This window comes from Mycobacterium sp. OAE908 (assembly GCF_017872775.1).
Lineage (GTDB): Bacteria > Actinomycetota > Actinomycetes > Mycobacteriales > Mycobacteriaceae > Mycobacterium.
Genome location: NZ_JAGGJL010000002.1, coordinates 377,568 through 398,252, shown reverse-complemented (window position 1 = coordinate 398,252; position 20,685 = coordinate 377,568). Strand labels below are relative to the sequence as shown.

Here is a 20,685-nt window from a genome sequence, read left to right as displayed (position 1 = left end):
CTACGCGGGCGCGCCGGGCACGGCCGGCGCGACGTGAGTCTTCTCGTACTCGGCGAGGATGTCGATACGACGTTGGTGCCGTTCGGCTTTCGACCACTGGGCCGCCAAGAACGCGTCGATGATCTCCAGTGCTTGCTCGACGGTGTGCATCCGACCGCCGATGCCCATCACCTGTGCGTTGTTGTGCTCGCGGGCCAGCGTTGCGGTCTCCACACTCCACGCGAGCGCGCAGCGCACGCCGGGAACCTTGTTCGCGGCTATCTGCTCGCCGTTGCCCGAGCCGCCGATCACGATGCCGAGGCTGTCGGGGTCGGCGACGGTCTTCTGCGCGGCTGCGATGCAGAACGCCGGGTAGTCGTCCTCCGCGTCGTACGCGTAGGCCCCGCAGTCGATCGGCTCGTGGCCGGTCTTGCGGAGGTGCTCGATGACAGCCTGCTTGAGTTCGAAGCCGGCGTGGTCAGCTCCCAGGTAGACGCGCATGGCGGTCATTCTGGCAGAGGGTGCGCCCACCCCTGCCGCGAGCGCCCGTGTTTGTGCGCGACACGCCGCGAGATGTCGGCATTTTGCGGTCGCTCGCGCCAAAGGCGGACGCGCCTAGCCGACGGTGATCGCGTCGAGCCTCTCCTTGATGAACGTCGACGACGTCACCGGCTCCAGGCCCGACACCCGTCCGATCGGCGGCGCAAGCGGCGTGACGAGCGCGTCGTGGTTGGCCTCGTAGAAGTAGACGAGCGAGACCAGATCTTCCTCGGGCGCGTGCGGTTGCGGCGGCAGCACCCGATGACGACCCGACGGCCAGCGCCGCCCGCTCCAGTACTCCAACAAGTCGCCGATGTTCACGGTCAGCGCATCCGGGTCATACGGTGCGTCGGTCCACCCGTCGTCGTCCGAATACACTTGCAGGCCACCGGCACCCGGCTCGCGGTCGAGGATGGTCACCGTGCCGAAGTCGGTGTGCGGGCCGATGCGGAACTGACCGGGCTCGGGTTCGCCGACGACGCTCACGGGCGGGTAGTGGTTGATGTTCATCGTCCATGTCGGCCTGCTGGCCAGCGTCGCGAAGGGGTTCTCCGGCAGCCCGAGCGCATAGGCGAACAGGGCCAGCAGATCGTCGGCAAGCCCACGCATGGCTGCGGTGTATTCGTCGACCAGCAACTGCAGTGAAGGCACTTCGTGCGGCCAGACGTTGGGCGCGAACCAGATTCGGTCCACCTCGGGGTCGCCTGTCGCGGTCTCTGCGCCGAGGCTGTAGCTCTCCTTGAGGTCCGGCGGCGTCTCGGTGCCCTCGGCATACGCGTTGGCTTCCACTCCTGGTGGCAGCCAGCCGTGTCCGGCGACCGGGACCGAGTACCGGCGTTTGATGTCATCAGGCAGGGCGAAGAACTCCCGCGCTGCGGCGCGCACCCGCTGTGGCAGCGCCGGATCGACTCCGTGTCCGGTGACGAGCAGAAAGCCCGCGCGTTGCAGACCTTGATCAACAGCAGCGGCTACCTCGGCGGCCGTCGCGCCACCCTCGTGCCAGTGCGAGATGTCAACGGTCGCAATCACTCACTCACTCTCCCAATGCTCTTCGCGCAAGCGCTCATCGCCCTATATCTTCGTTCCACAGTTGCGGGTTGGCCGCGATGAACTCCGCCATCATTGTCACGCATCGCTCGTCGTCAAGGATCGTGACCGAGGTGCCGTGTTCGGCCAGCCAGTCATGCCCACCGGTGAAGGTGCGGCTTTCACCGATCACGACCGCCCCGATGTTGAACTGACGCACCAACCCGCTGCAGTACCAGCACGGCGATAGCGTCGTCACCATCACCGTCGATCGGTAGTCGCGTTGCCGACCGGCGGCACGGAACGCGTCGGTTTCGGCGTGCACCGAAGGGTCATCGTGCTGGACCCGACGATTGTGACCGCTGCCGAGCAACACGCCGTCGGCGTTGAACAACGCGGCGCCGATCGGAATACCGCCTTCCGCCAAGCCTTTTCGCGCTTCCTGGTAGGCGACCTCGAGCATCGCTTCGGCGTCCATCTCAGACAGCGGCCCGCTCCGCGGCGATCTTCGACCGGCACAGCACCAGATAGGCGGCACCGGAGAGCAGGAAGCCGACGAAGAACGTGACATCACCGAGCGCCGGATATGCCTTGGCCACCCAGCCGACGAACTTCTCCTGGTTGGAGAACAACGCCACCGACACCACCAGGCCAATGGCGAACGCCAGCAGCCCATTCCAATTGGCGTAGGAGCGGTCGTAGAGGAAGCGCGCGACGATCTGGTTCTGGCGCAGGTATTGGTCGGCGAACATCACCCCCAGCCACGGGCCGATCCAATACGCGATGATCAGTAGGAACGCCTCGTAGCTTTGCGCGGCATCGGGCAACGCCCACCAAGCCACCAGGAATCCGGCCACGCCGAAGAACACGGTGACAAGAGCCCTCGCGATGTGGTGGGGCAGCTTGATACCCAGTGTCACGAAAGCCATTGCGCCCGAATAGATGTTGATGGCATTGGCCGCGACCGCGCCGATCGCGATCGCCAACAGCGTCGCCTTGGCCAGCGGCGAGGCGAGCTGGCTGGTGAACGATGCGGTCGGATTGTCCAGAGTGTCGCCGCCGATGGTGACGGACGCGGCGCCGACGGCCTCGAGGAACACGCAACTGAGAAACAGGCCGGCGGCCGCGAAGAAGCCGGTGGCCCTGGTCGAAACCGTCGCGGGCAAATAGCGGGTGTAGTCCGCGGCATACGGCGTCCATCCGGCGGCGTAGCCGAACGCGGTGCCGACGGTCAGCAGGAAGCCGCCCATGCCGCCGACACCGCCGGCGGCGGCCGGCGCGCCGAAGTGCGACTTGGACAGGATGACCACCGACGCGATCGCGAAAATCACCGCGAGCACCGGGAACGTCCACTTCTCGAATGCCTGCACGAGGTTGTGCCCGAAGAACGCGAGCCCGGTCTGCAGCAGCACGATGATCAGCAGCCCCACCAGCGGCCCGAACCCGAACAGCGTGGCCAGCGCGTACGCGCCGCTGACGCTGTTGGTGGCGAACCATCCGACCCCGGCGGTCACCGACATCAACACGGCGGGCAGCGCATTTCCCTTGAACCCGAACGCAAGTCGACCCAACACCATCTGCGGCACACCGTGCAGCGGCCCGCGGGCGGACAGGAAGTAATGCGCGATCGCGCCGAGGCCGGTGCCGATGACGATGCCGAGCACGGCCTGCCAGAACGTCATGCCGAAAACGGCGACGGACAGCACGCCGACGAAGATCGTCGCGAACTCGAGATTGGGCGAGGTCCAGGTCCAGAACAACTGGCTGGGCTTGCCGTGGCGGTCAGCCTCGGCGATGTATTCGTTACCGCCTGGTTCGACCGCGGCGACTTGGTCGCGGTAGGTGCCGTCGGTCTGGACGGTCGGTTCGGTCAGTGTCACCGTCATACATTCATCCCCGCGACCCTTCCTCGCAACCGGAGTAAACCCGCCGGAAACAAACCGGCGGCACAGCAAGTTGCTAGCCCACGTGAAGACACTCGTGGTCAGCGCAAGCCCGCGCGATGACGGCAACTCCCATGTCCTTGCCCGCTCCGCGATCGAGGGCGCCCGCTCCGCCGGTCACGAAGTCGAGCACGTCTTTCTCGACGACTACGTCGACCGCATGCTGGGCAACTGCCGGCGGTGCCGGCTGGCGGACGGCAGCTGCTCGCTGGACGACCGCTACTCCGAGTTGCTGATCGACCACATCCTGCCCGCCGACGGCATCATCTTCGCGATGCCGCTGTACTTCTACGGCATGCCAGCCCGGCTGAAGACGGTGTTCGACAGGCTGTTCTGCTACACCGCGAACAGCTCGCCGCTGCAGGATCAAGTCGTCAGCGAGATCATGGACAAGCGCGTCGGCGTGCTGATCTCATGCGAGGAGAGTTACGTCGGTGCCACGCAGGGCGTCGTCGCGCAGTTTCAGGAGCTGACCCGATATCTGCGTCAGGACCTCGTCGGCGTCGTCGTCGGCAACGCGACCAGCCGCGGCGAGATAGTGCGTGACCCCAGCGATCCGCTGTCGTGCGCGCGCGATCTCGGCGCGCGGCTGTTCGATATCCGCGTCACCGACTACCGGCTGGACACCGCGCGGTCCAACCGCGTGTGGGACGAGCCGGCCTGACTCAGTCGAAGGTCGGCGCCTCGGTGCGGGTGCGCTTGAGCTCCCAGAAGTGCGGGTAGGACGCGAACGTCACCGAGGCGTCCCAGAGCTTGCCGGCTTCCTCGCCGCGCGGGATCTTCGAAAGCACCGGGCCGAAGAACGCGACACCGTTGACGTGGATGGTCGGAGTCCCGACGTCCTCGCCCACGGCGTCCATGCCCTCGTGATGGCTCTTGCGCAGTGCCTCGTCGTACTTGTCGGTGCCCGCCGCCTCGGCCAGTTCGGCCGGCAGGCCGACCTCTTCGAGGGCCTCTTTGATCACGACGTCGAAATCCTTGTTGTCCTGATTGTGGATCCGCGTGCCCATCGCGGCGTACAGCGGCGCCAGGATCTCCGAGCCCTTGGCCTGTTCGGCTGCGATGGCCACCCGCACCGGCTTCCAGGCCTGCTTGAGGCCTTCGCGGTACTGCTCTGGCAGGTCCTCTTTGTTCTCGTTGAGCACAGCCAGGCTCATCACGTGGAAGTTGACCTCGATATCGCGGACCTTCTCGACCTCCAGGATCCAGCGCGAGGTGATCCAGCACCACGGGCACAGCGGGTCGAACCAGAAATCCGCAACCGACTTTTCAGCCATGACTGTTTGGTCCTCTCGGTAGTTGGACAGAAATCCGTTCAGCACAACCCTGCAGCCAATCAACGTGTTCCCGCTGCCACCCGGTTCAACGACCAGCACCACAATCGGCCCGCCAGCTTCGTCGGTGACGGGCCGATTGTGTCGGTCGAGTGGTCAGCACTCAATCGCACGGCGAACTCAGAAATACGTCGTGGCCTTGGTGCTGGTGCCGTTGTCGCACGTGATGGTCACATTCCAGTTCCGGAACTGCGGGATGGCCGGAACGATCTTGAGGTTGTACGTCGAGTTGGCCGCCAACGCGAAGCTGCGGTTCACGTTGTCTGTCACGTACGTGCACTGCGAGGAGACACCGCTGCGGTCGGTGATGCGCGCCTGCAGGCCGCCCAGGATCGGATTGAAGGTGACGGTGGGTCCAAGCTTGGGCGGTGGTGGCTGGTTCGGTGGCGGCGGGGCGGCTTGCCCATTCGAACAACCCGACACCACGATGTGCGCGCCCTGCTGGTTCTGCAGTTTGTTGCGTGCACCTTGTTGGGCGACTTGAAGCGACGCGTCCGACGCCGCCTCGATTTCCCCGTAATCATTCGCCGCAGCGGCGGCGCACGCATTCTTCGCGCTGATCTCGAACACGCACTGACCCCCACCGTTGTCCACGCAGTTGGAAAGCGATGCGTGGGCGGCCTGATCGTTGTCCGGTCCGATTGACATGCCGCCGACCGTCTGGACAGGAGGAGCGTCGTTGAGGTACCCGACGGACAGCGCGACGTAGGCGTCCGCCGCTGCGTTGGCCGGGGTCGCCGCGCCGAGCAGGCCGGCGACGGCTCCCGCGGTCGCGAGCATCACGCTCGATTTGATGCGCACTTGACGTCGTGAGGCTTTGCTGGTGGTCATGATTGATTCCTTTGTCGGTCGTGCAGCCCGGTTGGCCGCATTCACCCGATAAGGGCCGCCAGTGGGGCGAGAGGGGACGCTTTTTTGAAGGGTCCCCAGCTGCCACGCGACTCAAAGACTCGGCGCAAAGGACACGCATAGTGTGCAAACGGTGACCTAACCGTGTTGTCTATGTGACTGCTGTCAACCAGTGTTGTTTCCGTGAATAAAGCGAAACGATATTCGACCGTGACTTTGGTCGGGGTCGCGACGGCACTGAGCCTCGCGGCACCGGCGTCCGCCGACCCCGTCACCAACAACAACTTCCTCAGTGCGCTGACCGACGCCGGCATCGGCTACGGCGATCCCACCAACACCGAGCAACTCGGCCAGTCGATCTGCCCGATGCTGGTCGAGCCAGGTAAGAACATGGCTTCGATCTACTCGACCGTCTCCAACAACGGCATCAACCCCGCGATGGCGTCGTTCTTCACCGGAATCGCGATCTCGATGTACTGCCCGCAGATGATGTCATCGATCGGCAACGGCACGTTCCTCAACTCGCTATCCGGCCTGCAGGGAATCCCAGGCCTGTCCGGAATACCGGGAATCTAGTCACACGTCGGCTCGGGCCGCCGCCGAGCCAGGGCGGCCACTAGGTTGGATGCGTGGCACTTCCTAATCTGACCCGCGAGCAGGCCGTCGAACGCGCCGCCCTCGTCACCGTCGACAGCTATCGGATCACCCTCGACCTCACCGACGGCGACGGGAAACCAGGCGAGCGGACGTTCCGCTCGGTGACGACGGTCGAGTTCGACGCGCTGGCGGGCGCCGACACCTACATCGACATCGCAGCCGACACGGTCCGCAGCGCCACCCTCAACGGGCGCAGCATCGACGTGTCGGGTTATGACGAGTCCACCGGCGTCCGACTGGAAGGGCTCGCCGAACGCAACGTGCTGGTGATCGACGCCGACTGCCGCTACTCGAACACCGGTGAGGGCCTGCACCGTTTCGTCGACCCGGTCGACGGCGAGGTGTATCTGTACTCGCAGTTCGAAACCGCCGACGCCAAGCGGATGTTCGCGTGCTTCGACCAGCCCGACTTGAAGGCCACGTTCGACGTCATGGTGACCGCGCCCAAGCATTGGCGAGTCATCTCGAACGGCGCCAGCGGACACGTGCATGGCGTGGGCGATGCGCACGAGCACACCTTCGTCACCACACCGCGAATGAGCACCTACCTCGTCGCGCTGATCGCCGGGCCCTACGCGCACTGGACCGACACCTACAGCGACGACCACGGCGACATTCCGCTCGGCCTGTACTGCCGCAAGTCGCTTGCCGAATTCATGGATGCCGACCGGCTTTTCACGCAGACGAAGCAGGGTTTCGGCTTCTATCACAACAACTTCGGCGTTCCCTACGCATTCGGCAAGTATGACCAGCTGTTCGTGCCCGAATTCAACGCTGGCGCAATGGAAAACGCAGGCGCGGTCACGTTCCTGGAGGACTATGTCTTTCGCAGCAAGGTGACTCGCGCGTCATACGAGCGGCGCGCCGAGACCGTGCTGCACGAGATGGCGCACATGTGGTTCGGTGACCTCGTCACGATGCAGTGGTGGGACGACCTGTGGCTCAACGAGTCTTTCGCGACGTTCGCCTCGGTGTTGTGCCAGGCCGAGGCCACCGAATTCACCGAAGCGTGGACGACTTTCGCGAATGTGGAGAAGTCGTGGGCCTACCGGCAGGACCAGCTGCCGTCGACGCATCCGGTGGCCGCCGACATCCCCGACCTGGCCGCGGTCGAGGTGAACTTCGACGGCATCACGTACGCCAAGGGCGCCAGCGTGCTCAAGCAGCTCGTCGCTTACGTCGGGCTGGAGGAGTTCCTGTCGGGTCTGCGGGACTACTTCCGCGACCACGCCTTCGCCAACGCGACATTCGGGGATCTGCTTGGCGCACTCGAGAAGGCCTCGGGCCGGGACCTGTCCGGCTGGGGGCAGCAGTGGCTCAAGACCACCGGGCTCAACACGCTGCGGCCCGAGTTCGACCTCGACGCCGACGGGCGGTTCACCCGGTTTGCGATCACGCAGAGCGGGGCGCAACCGGGTGCCGGTGAGACCAGGGTGCACCGCCTCGCCGTCGGGATCTATGACGACGACGGCAGCGGCAAGCTGGTCCGTATCCACCGCGAAGAGCTCGACGTCGAAGGCTCAGTGACCGATGTTCCTGCGCTGCAAGGAGTTTCACGCGGTAAGCTGATTCTGGTCAACGACGACGATCTGACGTACTGCTCGCTGCGTCTCGATCCGGAGTCGTTGCATACCGCACTCACCCGCATCGCCGACATCGCAGACCCGCTCCCCCGCACGCTGGCCTGGTCAGCGGCGTGGGAGATGACGCGCGAAGCCGAGCTCAAGGCTCGCGACTTCGTGGCGCTGGTGATCAGCGGCGTGCATGCCGAAACCGAAGTGGGCGTTGCCCAGCGGCTGCTGTTGCAGGCGCAAACGGCGCTGAGCGCCTACGCGGAGCGGCAGTGGGCGACCGAAAACGGTTGGCCTGCATTCGGGGATGCACTGCTGGATCTGGCTCGCGAGGCGGCGCCGGGCTCCGATCATCAGCTGGCGTTCGTCAACGCGCTGTGCGCATCGGTGCTCTCGCCCAACCACGTCGCCGTGCTGTCGACACTGTTGGACAACGAGCCTGCAGCGGTGAACATGCCGGGTCTGGTGATCGACACGGATCTGCGCTGGCGCATCGTCACGGCGCTGGCCGCGGCGGGCGTCATCGACGCCGACGGCCGAGACACCCCGTTCATCGATGCAGAAGCCGAGCGCGACCCGACCGCGGCAGGCAGGCGGCATGCCGCGGCGGCAGCGGCGGCGCGCCCACAGGCTGCGGTGAAGGCCGCGGCGTGGGAGCAGGTGATCGAGGACGACACGTTGCCCAACATCACCGCGCGCGCGATCATCGGTGGTTTCGTCCGCCCCGGACAGGAAGAGGTGCTGAAGCCGTTCAGCGCCAAGTACTTCGATGCCATTTCCGGTGTGTGGGCGCGGCGGTCCAGCGAGGTCGCGCAGACGGTGGTGATCGGGTTGTATCCGGCGTGGGATGTCAGCCAAGGCGGTCTGGACGCCGCTACGCGGTTCTTGGACGACTCTGACGTGCCCCCGGCGCTGCGGCGCCTGGTGCTCGAGGGCCGCGCCGGTGTGGAGCGCGCCCTGCGTGCCCGCGCGTTCGACGTCAGCTGACCCCAACTACGGCGAGCGTGCGCGTCTGTACGCCGACACGCCGTGTCTGGCGTACATTTCGCGCACGCTCGTCACCCATACGCTTTATCAATGGCAGTCAGTCGAAGCCGTCGGGTCAGGGCTGCGCGCAGACGGAAGCGTCGGCTCGGCGCCGTCGTCAACGATCTCACTGCCGACCAGTGGGCAGCAATCCAGGCCGCCTGGAACGGCTGCGCCTACTGCGGCGCGACCGACGCTCCACTGCAACGCGACTGCGTCATGGCGATCTCGCGCGGCGGCCGGTACACGATCGACAACGTCGTACCTGCCTGCGCGTCCTGCAACACCAGCAAGTGCAATGAAGAAGTCACCACGTGGCTACGCCGCAAGCGCCTCGACGAGCGCATGTTCTTGACGCGCTACGTCGAAATCCGCACGGCGCTAACCGGGTGAACGTTCACCGCGAGCGACCGCGTTTGCACATCCACTCGCGGCGTTTCGCCGTACAGACACGGTCGCTCGGCCGAAAGGGTCAGGCCTTGGAGACGCCAGCGCTCAGCACGCGGACGGCGCTGATCAGGCCGTCCATCAGGTTGCCCTCTTTGAACGACGCAGCGGCCGCCGAGACGCCGAGCGGAGCGGACTCCTCGATGCCGCGACCCTGCACATCGGCGCCGTAGACCACCTCGATCGCACGCTGGTTCGGCGAAACGGCAAGCAGCACAGCGTTATTCGGTGTCGGCACCTTGGCGAGGATCTCGCGTGCCGTGGCTGCGGTGTCCGCGCCGAGATCGCCAAGGTAGACAGCGAAGCGTGCGCCGGCATAGCGCGAGCCGTACTGCAGCGCGTCGTCGAGAACGACCAGGTCCTTCACCGGGAAGGGGTAGCTCACCGACACCTCGCCGGGCTCGGTGACACCCGAGATCCGGCCGCTGGTGGTTACGACGTATCCGCGCGGCAGTTCTGCCGGAAGCGCAGAGTCGACGACCGCGACTTCACCACTTGCCACTTGCGCCGCCTCCTACCGTCAGGTGCGAGCCATGGCCACCGTGGCCGTGCTCGGCTGGCTCGTCGGACGCCCACAGAATCGGCTCGTGCGTCCACGTCTCGGTCAATTTGTAGGTCTCCGGGTGCGGACCCTTGCGCTTCTTGCCGACACCCCAGATGAGTGCGATCAACACCAGCAGTACAACCAGCGGAACGCCACCGAGCAGGGAATGAGTCAATGCGATGCTCACGTCGCAAACCGTACAACAACGAGCGACTAGGCCGCGCCCTCACCCAGGTATCGCACCCATGCCGGGTCGAGTTCCTTCACCGACGACAGCAACCGCCAGTGCTGACCCTTCGGCGGCACCGGCGTGGCGCGCAGCGTCCAGCCCAGCTCGGTGAGCAGCCGGTCGGCCTTGCGGTGGTTGCACGTCGAGCAGGCCGCCACGCAGTTCTCCCACGAGTGGTCGCCGCCGCGGCTGCGAGGCACCACGTGGTCGACGGTGTCGGCCTTGCCGCCGCAGTAGGCGCAGCGAAACCGGTCGCGGTGCATCAGCGCGGCCCGCGTCATCGGGATGCGCGCCCGGTACGGGACCCGGACGTAGGAATGCAGCCGGATCACCGACGGCACCACGATCGACCTGGTCGCCGAGTGGATCACCGGGCCGTTCGGGTCGTCGTGCACCACGCTGGCTTTGCCGCACATCAGCATGATGACCGCCCGCCGCATGGGCAGAGCGGTCAACGGTTCGTAGGTGGAATTCAGTAGTAATACTCGCCGGCGGCCCCAGATCGAGGCCTCGCTCGTACTCGGTGGATGGGTGTCGACGCTGTGCAAGACGCGCGACTGCGCGTGGGCTATCGCGGGCCCGGATAAGCCCGCCGCGGCCGGGTGGTGCCGGTGGCCGCGACTCTTCTTGCGCTGCGCCATACGTCCTCCGAGAAGACAGTCCACCACGGATTGCGGACAATCGCACGACAATTCTGCCCGTGTTCGCTGGTCGCTCCAGTGAACAGTCGGTGACCTCACCCGTTGGCGGCCCGCAACCTGGGAACTGGACAATGGAGCGCGTGACCCAGGCTCAGCGCTCGTTCTACGACGAAGTCGGTGGCCACGACACCTTCCACAAGCTCGTGTCGCGGTTCTATCAGCTGGTCCGCGAGGACGAGATCCTGCTTCCGCTGTATCCCGCCGACGAGCTCGACGCCGCCGAGGTGCGGTTGCGGATGTTTCTCGAGCAATACTGGGGCGGCCCGCGGACGTACTCGGATCAGCGCGGCCATCCCCGGCTGCGGATGCGGCACGCCCCGTTCAAGATCGGCTACATTGAGCGCGACGCGTGGCTGCGCTGCATGCACACCGCTGTCGCGGAGATCGATTCACAGACGCTCGACGACGAGCATCGACAGGAACTTCTCAGCTACCTGGAAATGGCCGCGCATTCGATGGTGAACTCCCCGTTCTGATGACTGACCCGTCCCCAAGGCCGTGGTGGTCGCACGCGCTGTTCTATCAGGTGTATCCCCGGTCCTTTCAGGACAGCGACGGGGACGGCGTCGGCGACCTCGACGGCGTGACGGCCAGGCTGGACTACCTCAAGGCGCTGGGCGTCGACGCGATCTGGCTCAACCCGGTGATGGTCTCGCCGATGGCCGACAACGGCTACGACGTCGCGGACCCACGTGATGTCGACCCGCTGTTCGGCGGCATCGATGCGCTGGACCGGTTGACCGATGCCGCTCACCGGTTGGGCATCAAGGTGACGATGGACCTGGTGCCCAACCACACCAGTTCGGCGCATCCGTGGTTTCAGGCGGCGCTGGCCGCGACTCCGGGCAGCGACCAACGCGAGCGCTACATCTTCCGCGACGGCACCGGACCCGGCGGTGTTCATCCGCCGAACAACTGGGTGTCGATTTTCGGCGGCCCGGCATGGACTCGCGTGGTCGAGGCCGACGGTAATCCCGGCCAGTGGTACCTGCATCTGTTCGACGCCGAGCAGCCGGACTTGAACTGGGACAACCCCGAGGTGTTCGACGACCTGGAGAAGACGCTGCGGTTCTGGCTGGAGCGCGGCATCGACGGTTTCCGCATCGATGTCGCACACGGCATGGCCAAGCCGCCGGGGCTACCGGACATGGAGGTCATCAAGGCCGAGGTGCTGCTGGCCGACATGGACGACGACCCGCGGTTCAACAACGACGGCGTGCACGAGATCCACCGCCAGATCCGCCGGGTGTTCAACGACTATCCCGACGCCGTCGCGATCGGCGAGGTGTGGGTCTACGACAACGAGCAGTTCTCCCGGTATGTACGCGAGGACGAGTTGCATCTCGGTTTCAACTTCCGGCTGTTGCGCGCAAAATACGAGGCGGCCGATATCCGCGGTGCGATCGAGAATTCGCTTGCCGCAGCGGATTTGGCGGATGCGGTGCCGACCTGGACGCTGGCCAACCACGATGTCGACCGCGAGCCGACGCGCTACGGCGACGGTGAGGTCGGCTTGGCCCGCGCGCGTGCGATGGCCCTGGTGATGCTCGCGCTGCCGGGGGCGGTGTTCATCTACAACGGCGAGGAACTCGGACTGCCGAACGTCGACCTGCCCGACGAGGCGCTGCGAGACCCGGTCTGGGAGCGGTCCGGACATACTCGTCGCGGCCGCGACGCCTCGCGGGTGCCGATGCCGTGGGACGGCGAGGTGCCACCGTTCGGCTTCTCGTCGAGTGCCGACACGTGGCTGCCCCTTCCGGCGGCATGGGCGGCGTTGACGGTGGAGAAGCAGGTGCCCGACAAGGGCTCGACACTGTCGTTCTTCCGGCGGGCGATCGAATTGCGCCGCAGCCGAGCCGAATTCAACGGCACGGCCGTCGAGTGGCTGGACACCCCCGCCGACAGTGTGGCGTTCCGCAACAGCGGCGGATTGGTCTGCATCGTCAACACCGGCCCGCAGCCGATCCCACTACCCCCGGGTGACGTCGTGCTCGCCAGCGGCCCGTTGGCAGACGGCAAGCTGCCGCCGAACACCGCCGCCTGGCTCGTCTAACTACCGCGAGCGTGCGCAAAATGTACGGGTTTAGCGGCGTGTCGACGTGCAGACACGCACGCTCGCGGCAGGGAAGTCAGCGCAATACCAACGCGGGGTCGCCGCGCCTGCGGTACACCGATCCGAAGCGGGCGTCGATGCGCAACCACGACGGCAGCGTGCGCACCCGGACGATCTCGTCGGCGGCGACGGTACCCGGATCGAGTTGCTCTGCCGACTGTGGCAGGAAACCCATTGCGGTCAAGGCGAATACGCAGCGCATCGGAACGCCGACGCTCTCGTCGCCCGAACTGACCGCGACCACCTCCTGATCCAGCAGCGACGCCGGGGGTCCGTGCGAGCTCGAGTGTTCCTTCGCCAAGGCGACGCCTCGCTGCGCGAGGTCAAGCACCACGCGCGCCGGCACGTCGTCGAGATGGACGAAGCCGGTCTCCGGCGGGAGCACACCACGCCACGCTGAATCCATCGGAAACCCGGGATCGACGTAACCGTCGCGTTCCATCGCCGTCAAACCGTTGGCCAGCGCGTCGGCCCCGGCGCTCAGGTCGTTCGGCTTGAGCCGCCCATGCACGACACGGCTGGCCAACACGTCGAAACCCGTTGCCACCCAAGCGACCACCAGGCCGCCTGCCCGCTCCCGCAACCGGATCACGGCGGCATCGTCGAGGCGCAACGCCCGTTCGGTGAACGTCTGTAAATCCTCGCGGTGTGTGGCATCGTCGAGCCAGATACCGCGTTCGGGTGAGCTCATCGAAGATAGCGCTGTAGATACGCGCGCTGCACGGGCGAAAGCCGTTCCAGTCGTTGCTCTTTGATGTGCACGGCGGCCAGTTGGGTCTCGGCGATCACAGACGGCTTGGCGTCCGGGCGCCGAACCGAGCGCACCTCGTAGCCGATCGTGAAGTCCACGGCGCGCACCCGCTTCGAGAACATCGTCACCTGCAGCGGCGAATCCCTGAGCCGAAGCTGACCCTTGTACAGGATCTTGACCTCGTGAATCAGCAGCCCGATTTCCTCGATCACAGCCTCGAACGGCTCACGCAGAAAAGGAATTCGGGCCTCTTCGAGGATGGTGACCATCGTGGCGTGGTTGATGTGCTGATACATGTCGATGTCCGACCACCGCACATGCACCGGCGCTACAAAACCATTCACCCAGCCCGTCCTGTTCCACTCGTCCTTGTCATGCTGCGCAGCTGGCGCGCAGCCACCGAAAGCGTCGCCAAATCGAGTTCGCCGCTTTCGTAGATCTCGGTCAGCGTGCGCTGAGCGCGGCTGACCCGGTTGCTGTTGGTGGCCTCCCACTCGACGATCTTCTCCTCGCCGGTCTCCCCCGGCTCACCCACTGCCAGTACATCGAAGCACAGTGCCCTGATCGAGCCGTAGATGTCGTCACGAATCGCCAAGCGAGCCAACGAATGCCAGCGATCGTCGCGCACCAGCCGGGACACCGCGGTCAGCAGACCGTCGGTGCCGAGACGCTCCATCAGCGCGAAATAGGTGTCGGCGACCTCTGCCGGATCACGGTCGACGATGTCAGCGATGTCGATCACGTCGAGCAGGCTGTACTGGTACAGCCCCGTCGACACCATGTACGCCAGGTCGGCCGACACACCCTGCTCGTTGAACTCGCGCGCTTCCTTTTCGCAGATGATCTTGTCGTCGCCGCGCAGCCACTCCGACATCTGCGGTGTCAGCGCACGGACTTTCTCGGCGAACCGGTTGATCTCGGCACCAACCGCCAACGGCTGGGGCCGGTAGTTGAGCAGCCAGCGGCCCGCGCGGTCGATGAGCCGACGCAGATCCAACGTCATCCGGTCGGTGACGGCGACCGACACTCCGCTTTCACCGGCAGCGCGGATCTGCCGCCACACCTCACCGACCTGGAAGATCGCATTCGTGGCCGCATAGGACCGCACCGCGTCGACCGGCCCGACGCCGACGTCCTCGGAAATCCGGTAGGCGTAGCTGATTCCGCTGGTGTCGACGAGATCGTTGACCAGCATCGTGGTGACGATCTCCCGGCGCAGCTGATGTTGCCTGATTTCACTGGCGAACTTGTCGCGCAGGTTGGACGGGAAGTACCTCGGCAGCCGGGACGCGAACACCTCCTGATCAGGCAGGTCGCTCTTGAGGAGCTCGTCCTTCAGCGCCAGCTTGACGTGAGCCATCAGCGTCGCGAGTTCTGGTGAGGTCAGGCCGATTCCGGCTTCGGTGCGGCGGGCGATCTCCTTTTCCGACGGCAGCGCCTCGAGCTCCCGGTTGAGGCCGTGTTCGGCGACGAAGTCCTTGATCATTCGGGCGTGCACCGACAGCAGGCTGGCCGCATTGGCGCGGCTGGTGCCCATCAGATCGTTCTGATCCTCGTTGTCTGTCAGGACAAGCCGGCCCACTTCGTCGGTCATCGACACCAGCAATTGGGTGCGGTCCTCGGCGCGCACCTCGCCCGCAGTCACCAACGAGTCGACGAGAATCTTGATGTTGACCTCGTGGTCGGAGCAGTCCACGCCGGCCGAGTTGTCCAGCGCGTCCGTGTTGCAGCGGCCGCCGGCCAGGCAGAACTCGATGCGCCCGCGCGAGGTCACACCCAAGTTGCCGCCCTCGCCAATCACCTTGGCGCGCACGTGGCTTCCGTTGACCCGCACCGGATCGTTGGCGCGGTCGCCGACGTCGGCGTCAGACTCCGTCTCGGCTTTGATGTAGGTGCCGATGCCGCCGTTGAACAGCAGGTCGGCCGGTGCCTTCAGGATCGTCTTCATCAGCGCGGGCGGTGTCAGTTCCTCGATGCCGTCGGCGATGCCGAGCGCGGCCCTGACTTGCGGGCTGATCGGGATGGACTTCTGCTCACGGCTGTAGACACCGCCGCCCTCGCTGATCAGCGACGGGTTGTAGTCCTGCCACGAGGACCTGGGCAGGTCGAAGAGGCGCTTGCGCTCATCCCACGACGACGCGCTGTCGGGATTGGGGTCGAGGAAGATGTGCCGGTGATCGAATGCGGCCAGCAGCCGGATGTGCTTGGACAGCAGCATGCCGTTGCCGAACACGTCGCCGCTCATGTCCCCGATGCCGACGACGGTGAAGTCCTCGGTTTGGGTGTCGACGCCCATCTCCCGGAAGTGTCGCTTGACCGCCTCCCACGCGCCCTTGGCGGTGATGCCCATCGCCTTGTGGTCGTAGCCGACCGAACCGCCGGACGCGAATGCGTCGCCCAGCCAGAAGCCGTACGACGCGGCGACCTCGTTGGCGATGTCGGAGAATGTGGCCGTGCCCTTGTCGGCGGCCACCACGAGGTAAGCGTCGTCGCCGTCGCGACGCACCACATCGGTGGGAACGACGACATCGCCGGTGGCTTTGTCGACGTTGTCGGTCAGATCGAGCAGCCCGGCGATGAACAGCTTGTAACAGGCCACGCCCTCATTGCGGAACGCGTCCCGATCATCTGCAGGAGGCGGGTTCTTCACGACGAAGCCGCCCTTGGCTCCGACCGGCACGATGACGGCGTTCTTCACCGCCTGCGCCTTGACGAGGCCGAGGATCTCGGTGCGGAAATCCTCCTTACGATCCGACCACCGCAGTCCGCCACGGGCCACAAAGCCGAATCGCAGGTGCACACCCTCCACCCGCGGGGAGTACACGAAGATCTCGAACCGCGGCCGCGGCAGCGGCAGCTCGTCGATAAGGCCGGGGTTCAGCTTCACCGAGAGCACATTCTGCTGTCTGGCCGAATCCGGCCTGCTGACAAAGTAATTCGTGCGCAGGGTGGCCTGAATCATCGACGCGAATGCGCGCAGCACGCGGTCGGTGTCGAGGCTCACCAGTGCGTCGATGTCGGCTGCCACAGCGGCCGCGGCCGTCTGCGCGTCGCGGCGCCGCGTCTCCTCCGACGGCTTCGGGTCGAACAGCGCCTCGAACAGCTGGACCAGCGACCGCGCGGTGCCCGCGTTGCCGTTGATCACGCCCTCGATGTGGGACTGGCTGTACGGAAAACCCGCCTGCCGCAGGTATTTCGCATAGGTGCGCAGCACCGCCACCTGCTGCCAGGTCAACCCTGCGCGCAGCACCAGCTCGTTGAAGCGGTCGATCTCGGCGCGGCCGTGCCAGATGGCGCTGACCGCGTCGGCGAACCGGTCGGCCATCGCAACGCGCTCCGGACCAGCCGGCGGCGTCGGGATGTCGGGGTGCGGTGAAATCTTGAACTGGTAGATCCACACGGGCAAACCGTCGGGCCGCGTCACCGTGAACGGTCGCTCCTCGAGCACGACGACGCCCATCGACTGCAGCATCGGCAGCAGGTGGCTCAGTGACGCCGAGCGGCCGCCGAGGTACCAGGTGAGCTGGGCGACGCCGTCCTGACCGCGGTCGCCGAGCACGAGCCTGACCGAATTGTCCTGCAGCCCTCCGATGATCGCGATGTCCTTGATCGCGTCGAGCGGCGCGACGGCCTGCTTGTAGACCTCGGGGAAGGCCGCCGAGTAGTGCTCGGCCATCGCCTGCGTGATCGAGCCGCCCTTCACCGCGCCCATCAACCGGTCGCCCCACGTCCTGGCGGCCTCGGTGAGCAGGTCCTGGATTCGCGATTCGTTGTCGAGCGAGACGTCGATGTCCTGCGGGCGACGGCCTTCGGGCAGCCGAACGGTGAAATGTACGACGGCCCAAGGAGATTCACTGACACGCGCGGCGTAGTCGATGCTGACGCCGCCGAGTTCGCGGACCAGGATGTCCTGCATCGTCAGCCGCACGGCGGTGGTGTATCGGTCGCGCGGCAGATACACCAGGCACGACACAAAGTGCGCGAGTTGGTCCGCACGCAGGAACAGCAGGGTGCGGCGCCGCGACCCGAGATCGACCACCGCCATCGCCATGTCGAGCAGTTCCCTGGCGGACAGCGCAAAGAGTTCCGAACGCGGGATGGTCTGGATGATGTCGAGCAGCAACTGGCCGGGATGGCTGGGGTCGCGGTGCGCCATTGCCAGCGCGTCGTTGACTCGCCGTGAAATCAGCGGTATTTCAAGCACATTGGCGTTCATCGCGGCGACGGTGAACAGCCCGACGAACCGGTGTTCGATTGCGCCTGCGGGTGCGTTCTCGCGGACCACGACGATGTAGGGGTAGGCACCGTAGCGCAGGAAACTCTGCATGGTGGCCTGCGCCAACACCAGCAGATCGTCGCTCGAACTGAGTTGCGGGAGCACGTCGGTGCGCAACCGAAGCACACCCAGACGACTGGCCGGATCGACCGCGGCCTGACCATTGCTGACCTGGCAGCGCTGGTAGCCAAGCAGCACGAAGTGACCGTCGGCCAACCACCGCAGCAGCGCCGCGACGTCCTTGCGGTCGGAGCCCGGGAATCGGCCCTGGTAGTCGGAGTCCAGTTCGGCTGCCAGGCTGACCAGCATCGCCGCCATCGACGTCGAGTCCAGCGCCACCTGACGGGCGTCGGCCAGCACGCTCGGCAGCAGCCGCTTGACCTCGGCGACCGCCTTGGGGTCACACGACTCGGCCAACTGGACGTGGATCCACGTCTCGTCGATTCCGTCGCCGAACGGGGCACCCGATGCCGGCTCGAGGGCGAGCAGATCGCCGTTTGGCCCCCGACGCGCGCGCAACACCGGATTCATGATGGCCTTGTAGGCCACCCCGAGCCGATGCAGCAGCACGGTGACGGAGTCCATCAGCATCGACGCGTTGTCCGTGACGATCTGCAGCGCAGGGCCGAACCCGCCCGGGTCGTCCTCGGTGTAGACCGCGACCCGGGTGTCGCCGAACGCGCGGTGCGAACCGAGTCGGTAGTGCGCCTCGATCAGAGGCGGTGAAAGCAGCATCTTCACCGCACTGCGGTCGACAGGCGCGGTGACCGCGGAATCGGCGCCCGGTGCGTCACCGTGCGGCCCGCGGTAGGTAGCCATGTAGGCCCGCGCGAGCCGGGTGATGTTGTCCTGGCTCAGCGGCGGCGCGGTCGATCCGCCGACGCCTGTGCCAGTCCCCGGATTGACCGTCATCGCCGCTCCTAGTTACATCCGCATACCGACGCTGGTACGCAAAACGACACTAGTCGCGCGTGAGCCGGCGGTGGGTCACCCTGTGCGGACGGGCCGCATCGATACCAAGTCGTTCCACCTTGTTTTCCTCGTACGCGGCGAAGTTGCCCTCGAACCAGAACCACTTGGCCTCGTTGTCGTCGTCGCCCTCCCACGCCAGGATGTGCGTGCAGGTGCGGTCGAGGAACCACCGGTCGTGAGAAATCACGACCGCGCAGCCGGGGAAGTTCTCCAGCGCGTTCTCCAACGAACTCAGTGTCTCGACGTCGAGGTCGTTGGTGGGCTCGTCGAGCAGGATCAGGTTGCCGCCCTCTTTGAGGGTGAGCGCCAGGTTCAGCCGGTTGCGTTCACCGCCGGACAGCACGCCCGCCGGCTTCTGCTGGTCGGGTCCTTTGAAGCCGAAGGCCGACACGTAGGCGCGCGACGGGATTTCGTTCTGGCCGACCTCGATGTAGTCAAGCTTGTCGGAGACGACCTCCCAGACGGTCTTCTTCGGGTCGATGCCGGCCCTGCTCTGGTCGACGTAGGACAGCTTCACGGTGTCGCCGATTCGAACGGTGCCGCTGTCTGGCTGCTCGAGGCCGACGATGGTCTTGAACAGTGTCGTCTTACCGACACCGTTCGGGCCGATGACGCCGACGATGCCGTTGCGCGGCAGCGTGAAGGACAAGTCCTTGATCAGTTGCCTGCCCTCGAAGCCCTTGTCGAGATGCTCGACCTCGACCACGACATTGCCCAGCCGCGGACCGGTCGGAATCTGGATCTCCTCGAAGTCCAACTTCCGGGTCTTCTCGGCCTCTGCGGCCATCTCCTCATACCGCGACAGGCGCGCCTTGCTCTTGGCTTGCCGTGCCTTGACGCCGGAGCGGACCCACGCCAGTTCGTCCTTCAGCCGCTTCTGCAGTTTGGCGTCCTTGCGCCCCTGCACCGCGATGCGCTCGGCCTTCTTCTCCAGATACGTCGAGTAGTTGCCCTCGTACGGGTAGGCACGTCCCCGGTCGAGTTCGAGGATCCATTCGGCGACGTTGTCCAGGAAGTACCGGTCGTGTGTCACGGCCAGGATCGCGCCCTTGTACTCGGCCAGGTGCTGCTCGAGCCACTGCACACTCTCCGCGTCCAGGTGGTTGGTCGGCTCGTCGAGCAGCAGCAGGTCGGGCTTGGACAGCAGCAGCTTGCAGAGCGCGACGCGGCGGCGTTCGCCACCGGACAGGTTGGTGACGGGCTCGTCGGGCGGCGGACAGCGCAGGGCATCCATCGCCTGCTCCAGCTGGGAGTCGAGGTCCCACGCGTCAGCGTGATCCAGGTCCTCCTGCAGCCGGCCCATCTCCTCCATCAGCTCGTCGGAGTAGTCGGTTGCCATCAGCTCGGCCACCTCGTTGAAGCGGTCGAGCTTGACCTTGATGTCGCCGAGGCCCTCCTCGACGTTGCCGCGCACGGTCTTCTCCTCGTTGACCGGCGGCTCCTGCTGCAGGATGCCGACCGTTGCGCCCGGCGCCAGCAGCGCGTCGCCGTTGTTGGGAGTGTCCAGCCCGGCCATGATCCGCAAGACGCTCGACTTGCCGGCCCCGTTCGGGCCGACGACACCGATCTTCGCCCCTGGAAGGAAGTTCAGACTGACGTCGTCAAGGATCACCTTGTCGCCGTGCGCCTTGCGGACCTTCCGCATCGAATAGATGAATTCGGCCATTGCCGTTGTGTTGCCTTTCGTAATTCGCGATTACCCGGGCCCATCCTAGGCGTGGCCGAAC

At 65.7% G+C, this 20,685-nt stretch carries 19 protein-coding genes; 6 read left to right on the top strand and 13 right to left on the bottom strand.

The annotated features are described in order from the left end of the window. From J3E61_RS27090 to J3E61_RS27075, 4 genes are all read right to left on the bottom strand, one after another. Window positions 1-480, bottom strand: a complete 480-nt coding sequence (locus tag J3E61_RS27090; protein ID WP_210086714.1) for a ribose-5-phosphate isomerase — start codon at window positions 478-480, stop codon at window positions 1-3. A 114-nt stretch (window positions 481-594) separates the two neighbouring features. Then, window positions 595-1,548 carry an isopenicillin N synthase family oxygenase gene (locus J3E61_RS27085; protein ID WP_210085970.1) on the bottom strand — a complete coding sequence of 318 codons (954 nt, stop codon included), beginning with the start codon at window positions 1,546-1,548 and terminating at the stop codon, window positions 595-597. Window positions 1,549-1,582: 34 nt separating this feature from the next. Further along, entirely contained in the window at window positions 1,583-2,023 is a 441-nt protein-coding gene (locus tag J3E61_RS27080) for a nucleoside deaminase (protein ID WP_210085969.1), read from the bottom strand. 1 nt (window position 2,024) lies between these two features. Beyond that, window positions 2,025-3,431, bottom strand: a complete 1,407-nt coding sequence (locus J3E61_RS27075; RefSeq protein WP_210085968.1) for a cytosine permease — start codon at window positions 3,429-3,431, stop codon at window positions 2,025-2,027. An 82-nt stretch (window positions 3,432-3,513) separates the two neighbouring features. Between J3E61_RS27075 and J3E61_RS27070 the strand changes: the two genes are divergently transcribed. After that, entirely contained in the window at window positions 3,514-4,152 is a 639-nt protein-coding gene (locus J3E61_RS27070) for a flavodoxin family protein (RefSeq protein WP_210085967.1), read from the top strand. A 1-nt stretch (window position 4,153) separates the two neighbouring features. Here J3E61_RS27070 and J3E61_RS27065 read toward each other — a convergent pair whose 3' ends face one another. Next, a complete protein-coding gene (locus J3E61_RS27065) occupies window positions 4,154-4,765 on the bottom strand; it encodes a DsbA family protein (protein WP_210085966.1) in 612 nt (203 codons plus the stop codon). A 177-nt stretch (window positions 4,766-4,942) separates the two neighbouring features. Further along, a complete protein-coding gene (locus J3E61_RS27060) occupies window positions 4,943-5,653 on the bottom strand; it encodes a DUF4189 domain-containing protein (protein WP_210085965.1) in 711 nt (236 codons plus the stop codon). 228 nt (window positions 5,654-5,881) lie between these two features. On the opposite strand from J3E61_RS27060, the gene J3E61_RS27055 reads away from it, so the two are divergent. From J3E61_RS27055 to J3E61_RS27045, 3 genes are all read left to right on the top strand, one after another. Continuing rightward, window positions 5,882-6,247, top strand: coding sequence for a DUF732 domain-containing protein (locus J3E61_RS27055; RefSeq protein ID WP_192723472.1), 366 nt, complete (start codon window positions 5,882-5,884; stop codon window positions 6,245-6,247). A gap of 53 nt (window positions 6,248-6,300) precedes the next feature. Beyond that, a complete protein-coding gene (pepN, locus tag J3E61_RS27050) occupies window positions 6,301-8,886 on the top strand; it encodes an aminopeptidase N (protein WP_210085964.1) in 2,586 nt (861 codons plus the stop codon). A 90-nt stretch (window positions 8,887-8,976) separates the two neighbouring features. After that, window positions 8,977-9,318, top strand: a complete 342-nt coding sequence (locus tag J3E61_RS27045; protein ID WP_210085963.1) for an HNH endonuclease — start codon at window positions 8,977-8,979, stop codon at window positions 9,316-9,318. Between the two features lie 79 nt (window positions 9,319-9,397). Here the strand turns inward: J3E61_RS27045 and J3E61_RS27040 are convergent, their stop codons facing one another. From J3E61_RS27040 to J3E61_RS27030, 3 genes are read right to left on the bottom strand one after another with little or no spacing between them, the layout of a single operon-like run. Then, window positions 9,398-9,874 carry a DUF5130 family protein gene (locus J3E61_RS27040; RefSeq protein ID WP_192723475.1) on the bottom strand — a complete coding sequence of 159 codons (477 nt, stop codon included), beginning with the start codon at window positions 9,872-9,874 and terminating at the stop codon, window positions 9,398-9,400. Continuing rightward, entirely contained in the window at window positions 9,861-10,103 is a 243-nt protein-coding gene (locus tag J3E61_RS27035; RefSeq protein ID WP_192723476.1) for a hypothetical protein, read from the bottom strand. Before J3E61_RS27035 ends, J3E61_RS27040 begins: the two co-directional genes overlap by 14 nt. A gap of 26 nt (window positions 10,104-10,129) precedes the next feature. Further along, window positions 10,130-10,786, bottom strand: coding sequence for an HNH endonuclease (locus J3E61_RS27030; RefSeq protein WP_210085962.1), 657 nt, complete (start codon window positions 10,784-10,786; stop codon window positions 10,130-10,132). A 131-nt stretch (window positions 10,787-10,917) separates the two neighbouring features. Here J3E61_RS27030 and J3E61_RS27025 point away from each other — a divergent pair, with 131 nt between their 5' ends. Beyond that, window positions 10,918-11,322 (top strand): globin, encoded by a 405-nt coding sequence (locus tag J3E61_RS27025; protein WP_192723478.1) that lies wholly within the window; start codon window positions 10,918-10,920, stop codon window positions 11,320-11,322. After that, the gene (locus tag J3E61_RS27020; RefSeq protein ID WP_210085961.1) at window positions 11,322-12,899 is read left to right on the top strand and encodes a glycoside hydrolase family 13 protein; all 1,578 of its coding nucleotides are present in this window, start codon (window positions 11,322-11,324) and stop codon (window positions 12,897-12,899) included. Before J3E61_RS27025 ends, J3E61_RS27020 begins: the two co-directional genes overlap by 1 nt. Before the next feature lie 76 nt (window positions 12,900-12,975). Here the strand turns inward: J3E61_RS27020 and J3E61_RS27015 are convergent, their stop codons facing one another. The 4 genes from J3E61_RS27015 to ettA are packed head-to-tail and all read right to left on the bottom strand — an operon-like array spanning window position 12,976 to window position 20,624. Then, complete coding sequence (locus J3E61_RS27015; protein ID WP_210085960.1) at window positions 12,976-13,650, bottom strand: hypothetical protein; 675 nt, start codon at window positions 13,648-13,650, stop codon at window positions 12,976-12,978. After that, a complete protein-coding gene (locus J3E61_RS27010; RefSeq protein WP_210085959.1) occupies window positions 13,647-14,054 on the bottom strand; it encodes an acyl-CoA thioesterase in 408 nt (135 codons plus the stop codon). The genes J3E61_RS27015 and J3E61_RS27010 overlap by 4 nt, the downstream gene beginning before the upstream one ends. Beyond that, window positions 14,051-18,898 carry an NAD-glutamate dehydrogenase gene (locus J3E61_RS27005; RefSeq protein WP_210085958.1) on the bottom strand — a complete coding sequence of 1,616 codons (4,848 nt, stop codon included), beginning with the start codon at window positions 18,896-18,898 and terminating at the stop codon, window positions 14,051-14,053. Before J3E61_RS27005 ends, J3E61_RS27010 begins: the two co-directional genes overlap by 4 nt. A gap of 49 nt (window positions 18,899-18,947) precedes the next feature. After that, entirely contained in the window at window positions 18,948-20,624 is a 1,677-nt protein-coding gene (gene ettA, locus J3E61_RS27000) for an energy-dependent translational throttle protein EttA (protein WP_210085957.1), read from the bottom strand. Between the last annotated feature and the right edge of the window lie 61 nt (window positions 20,625-20,685).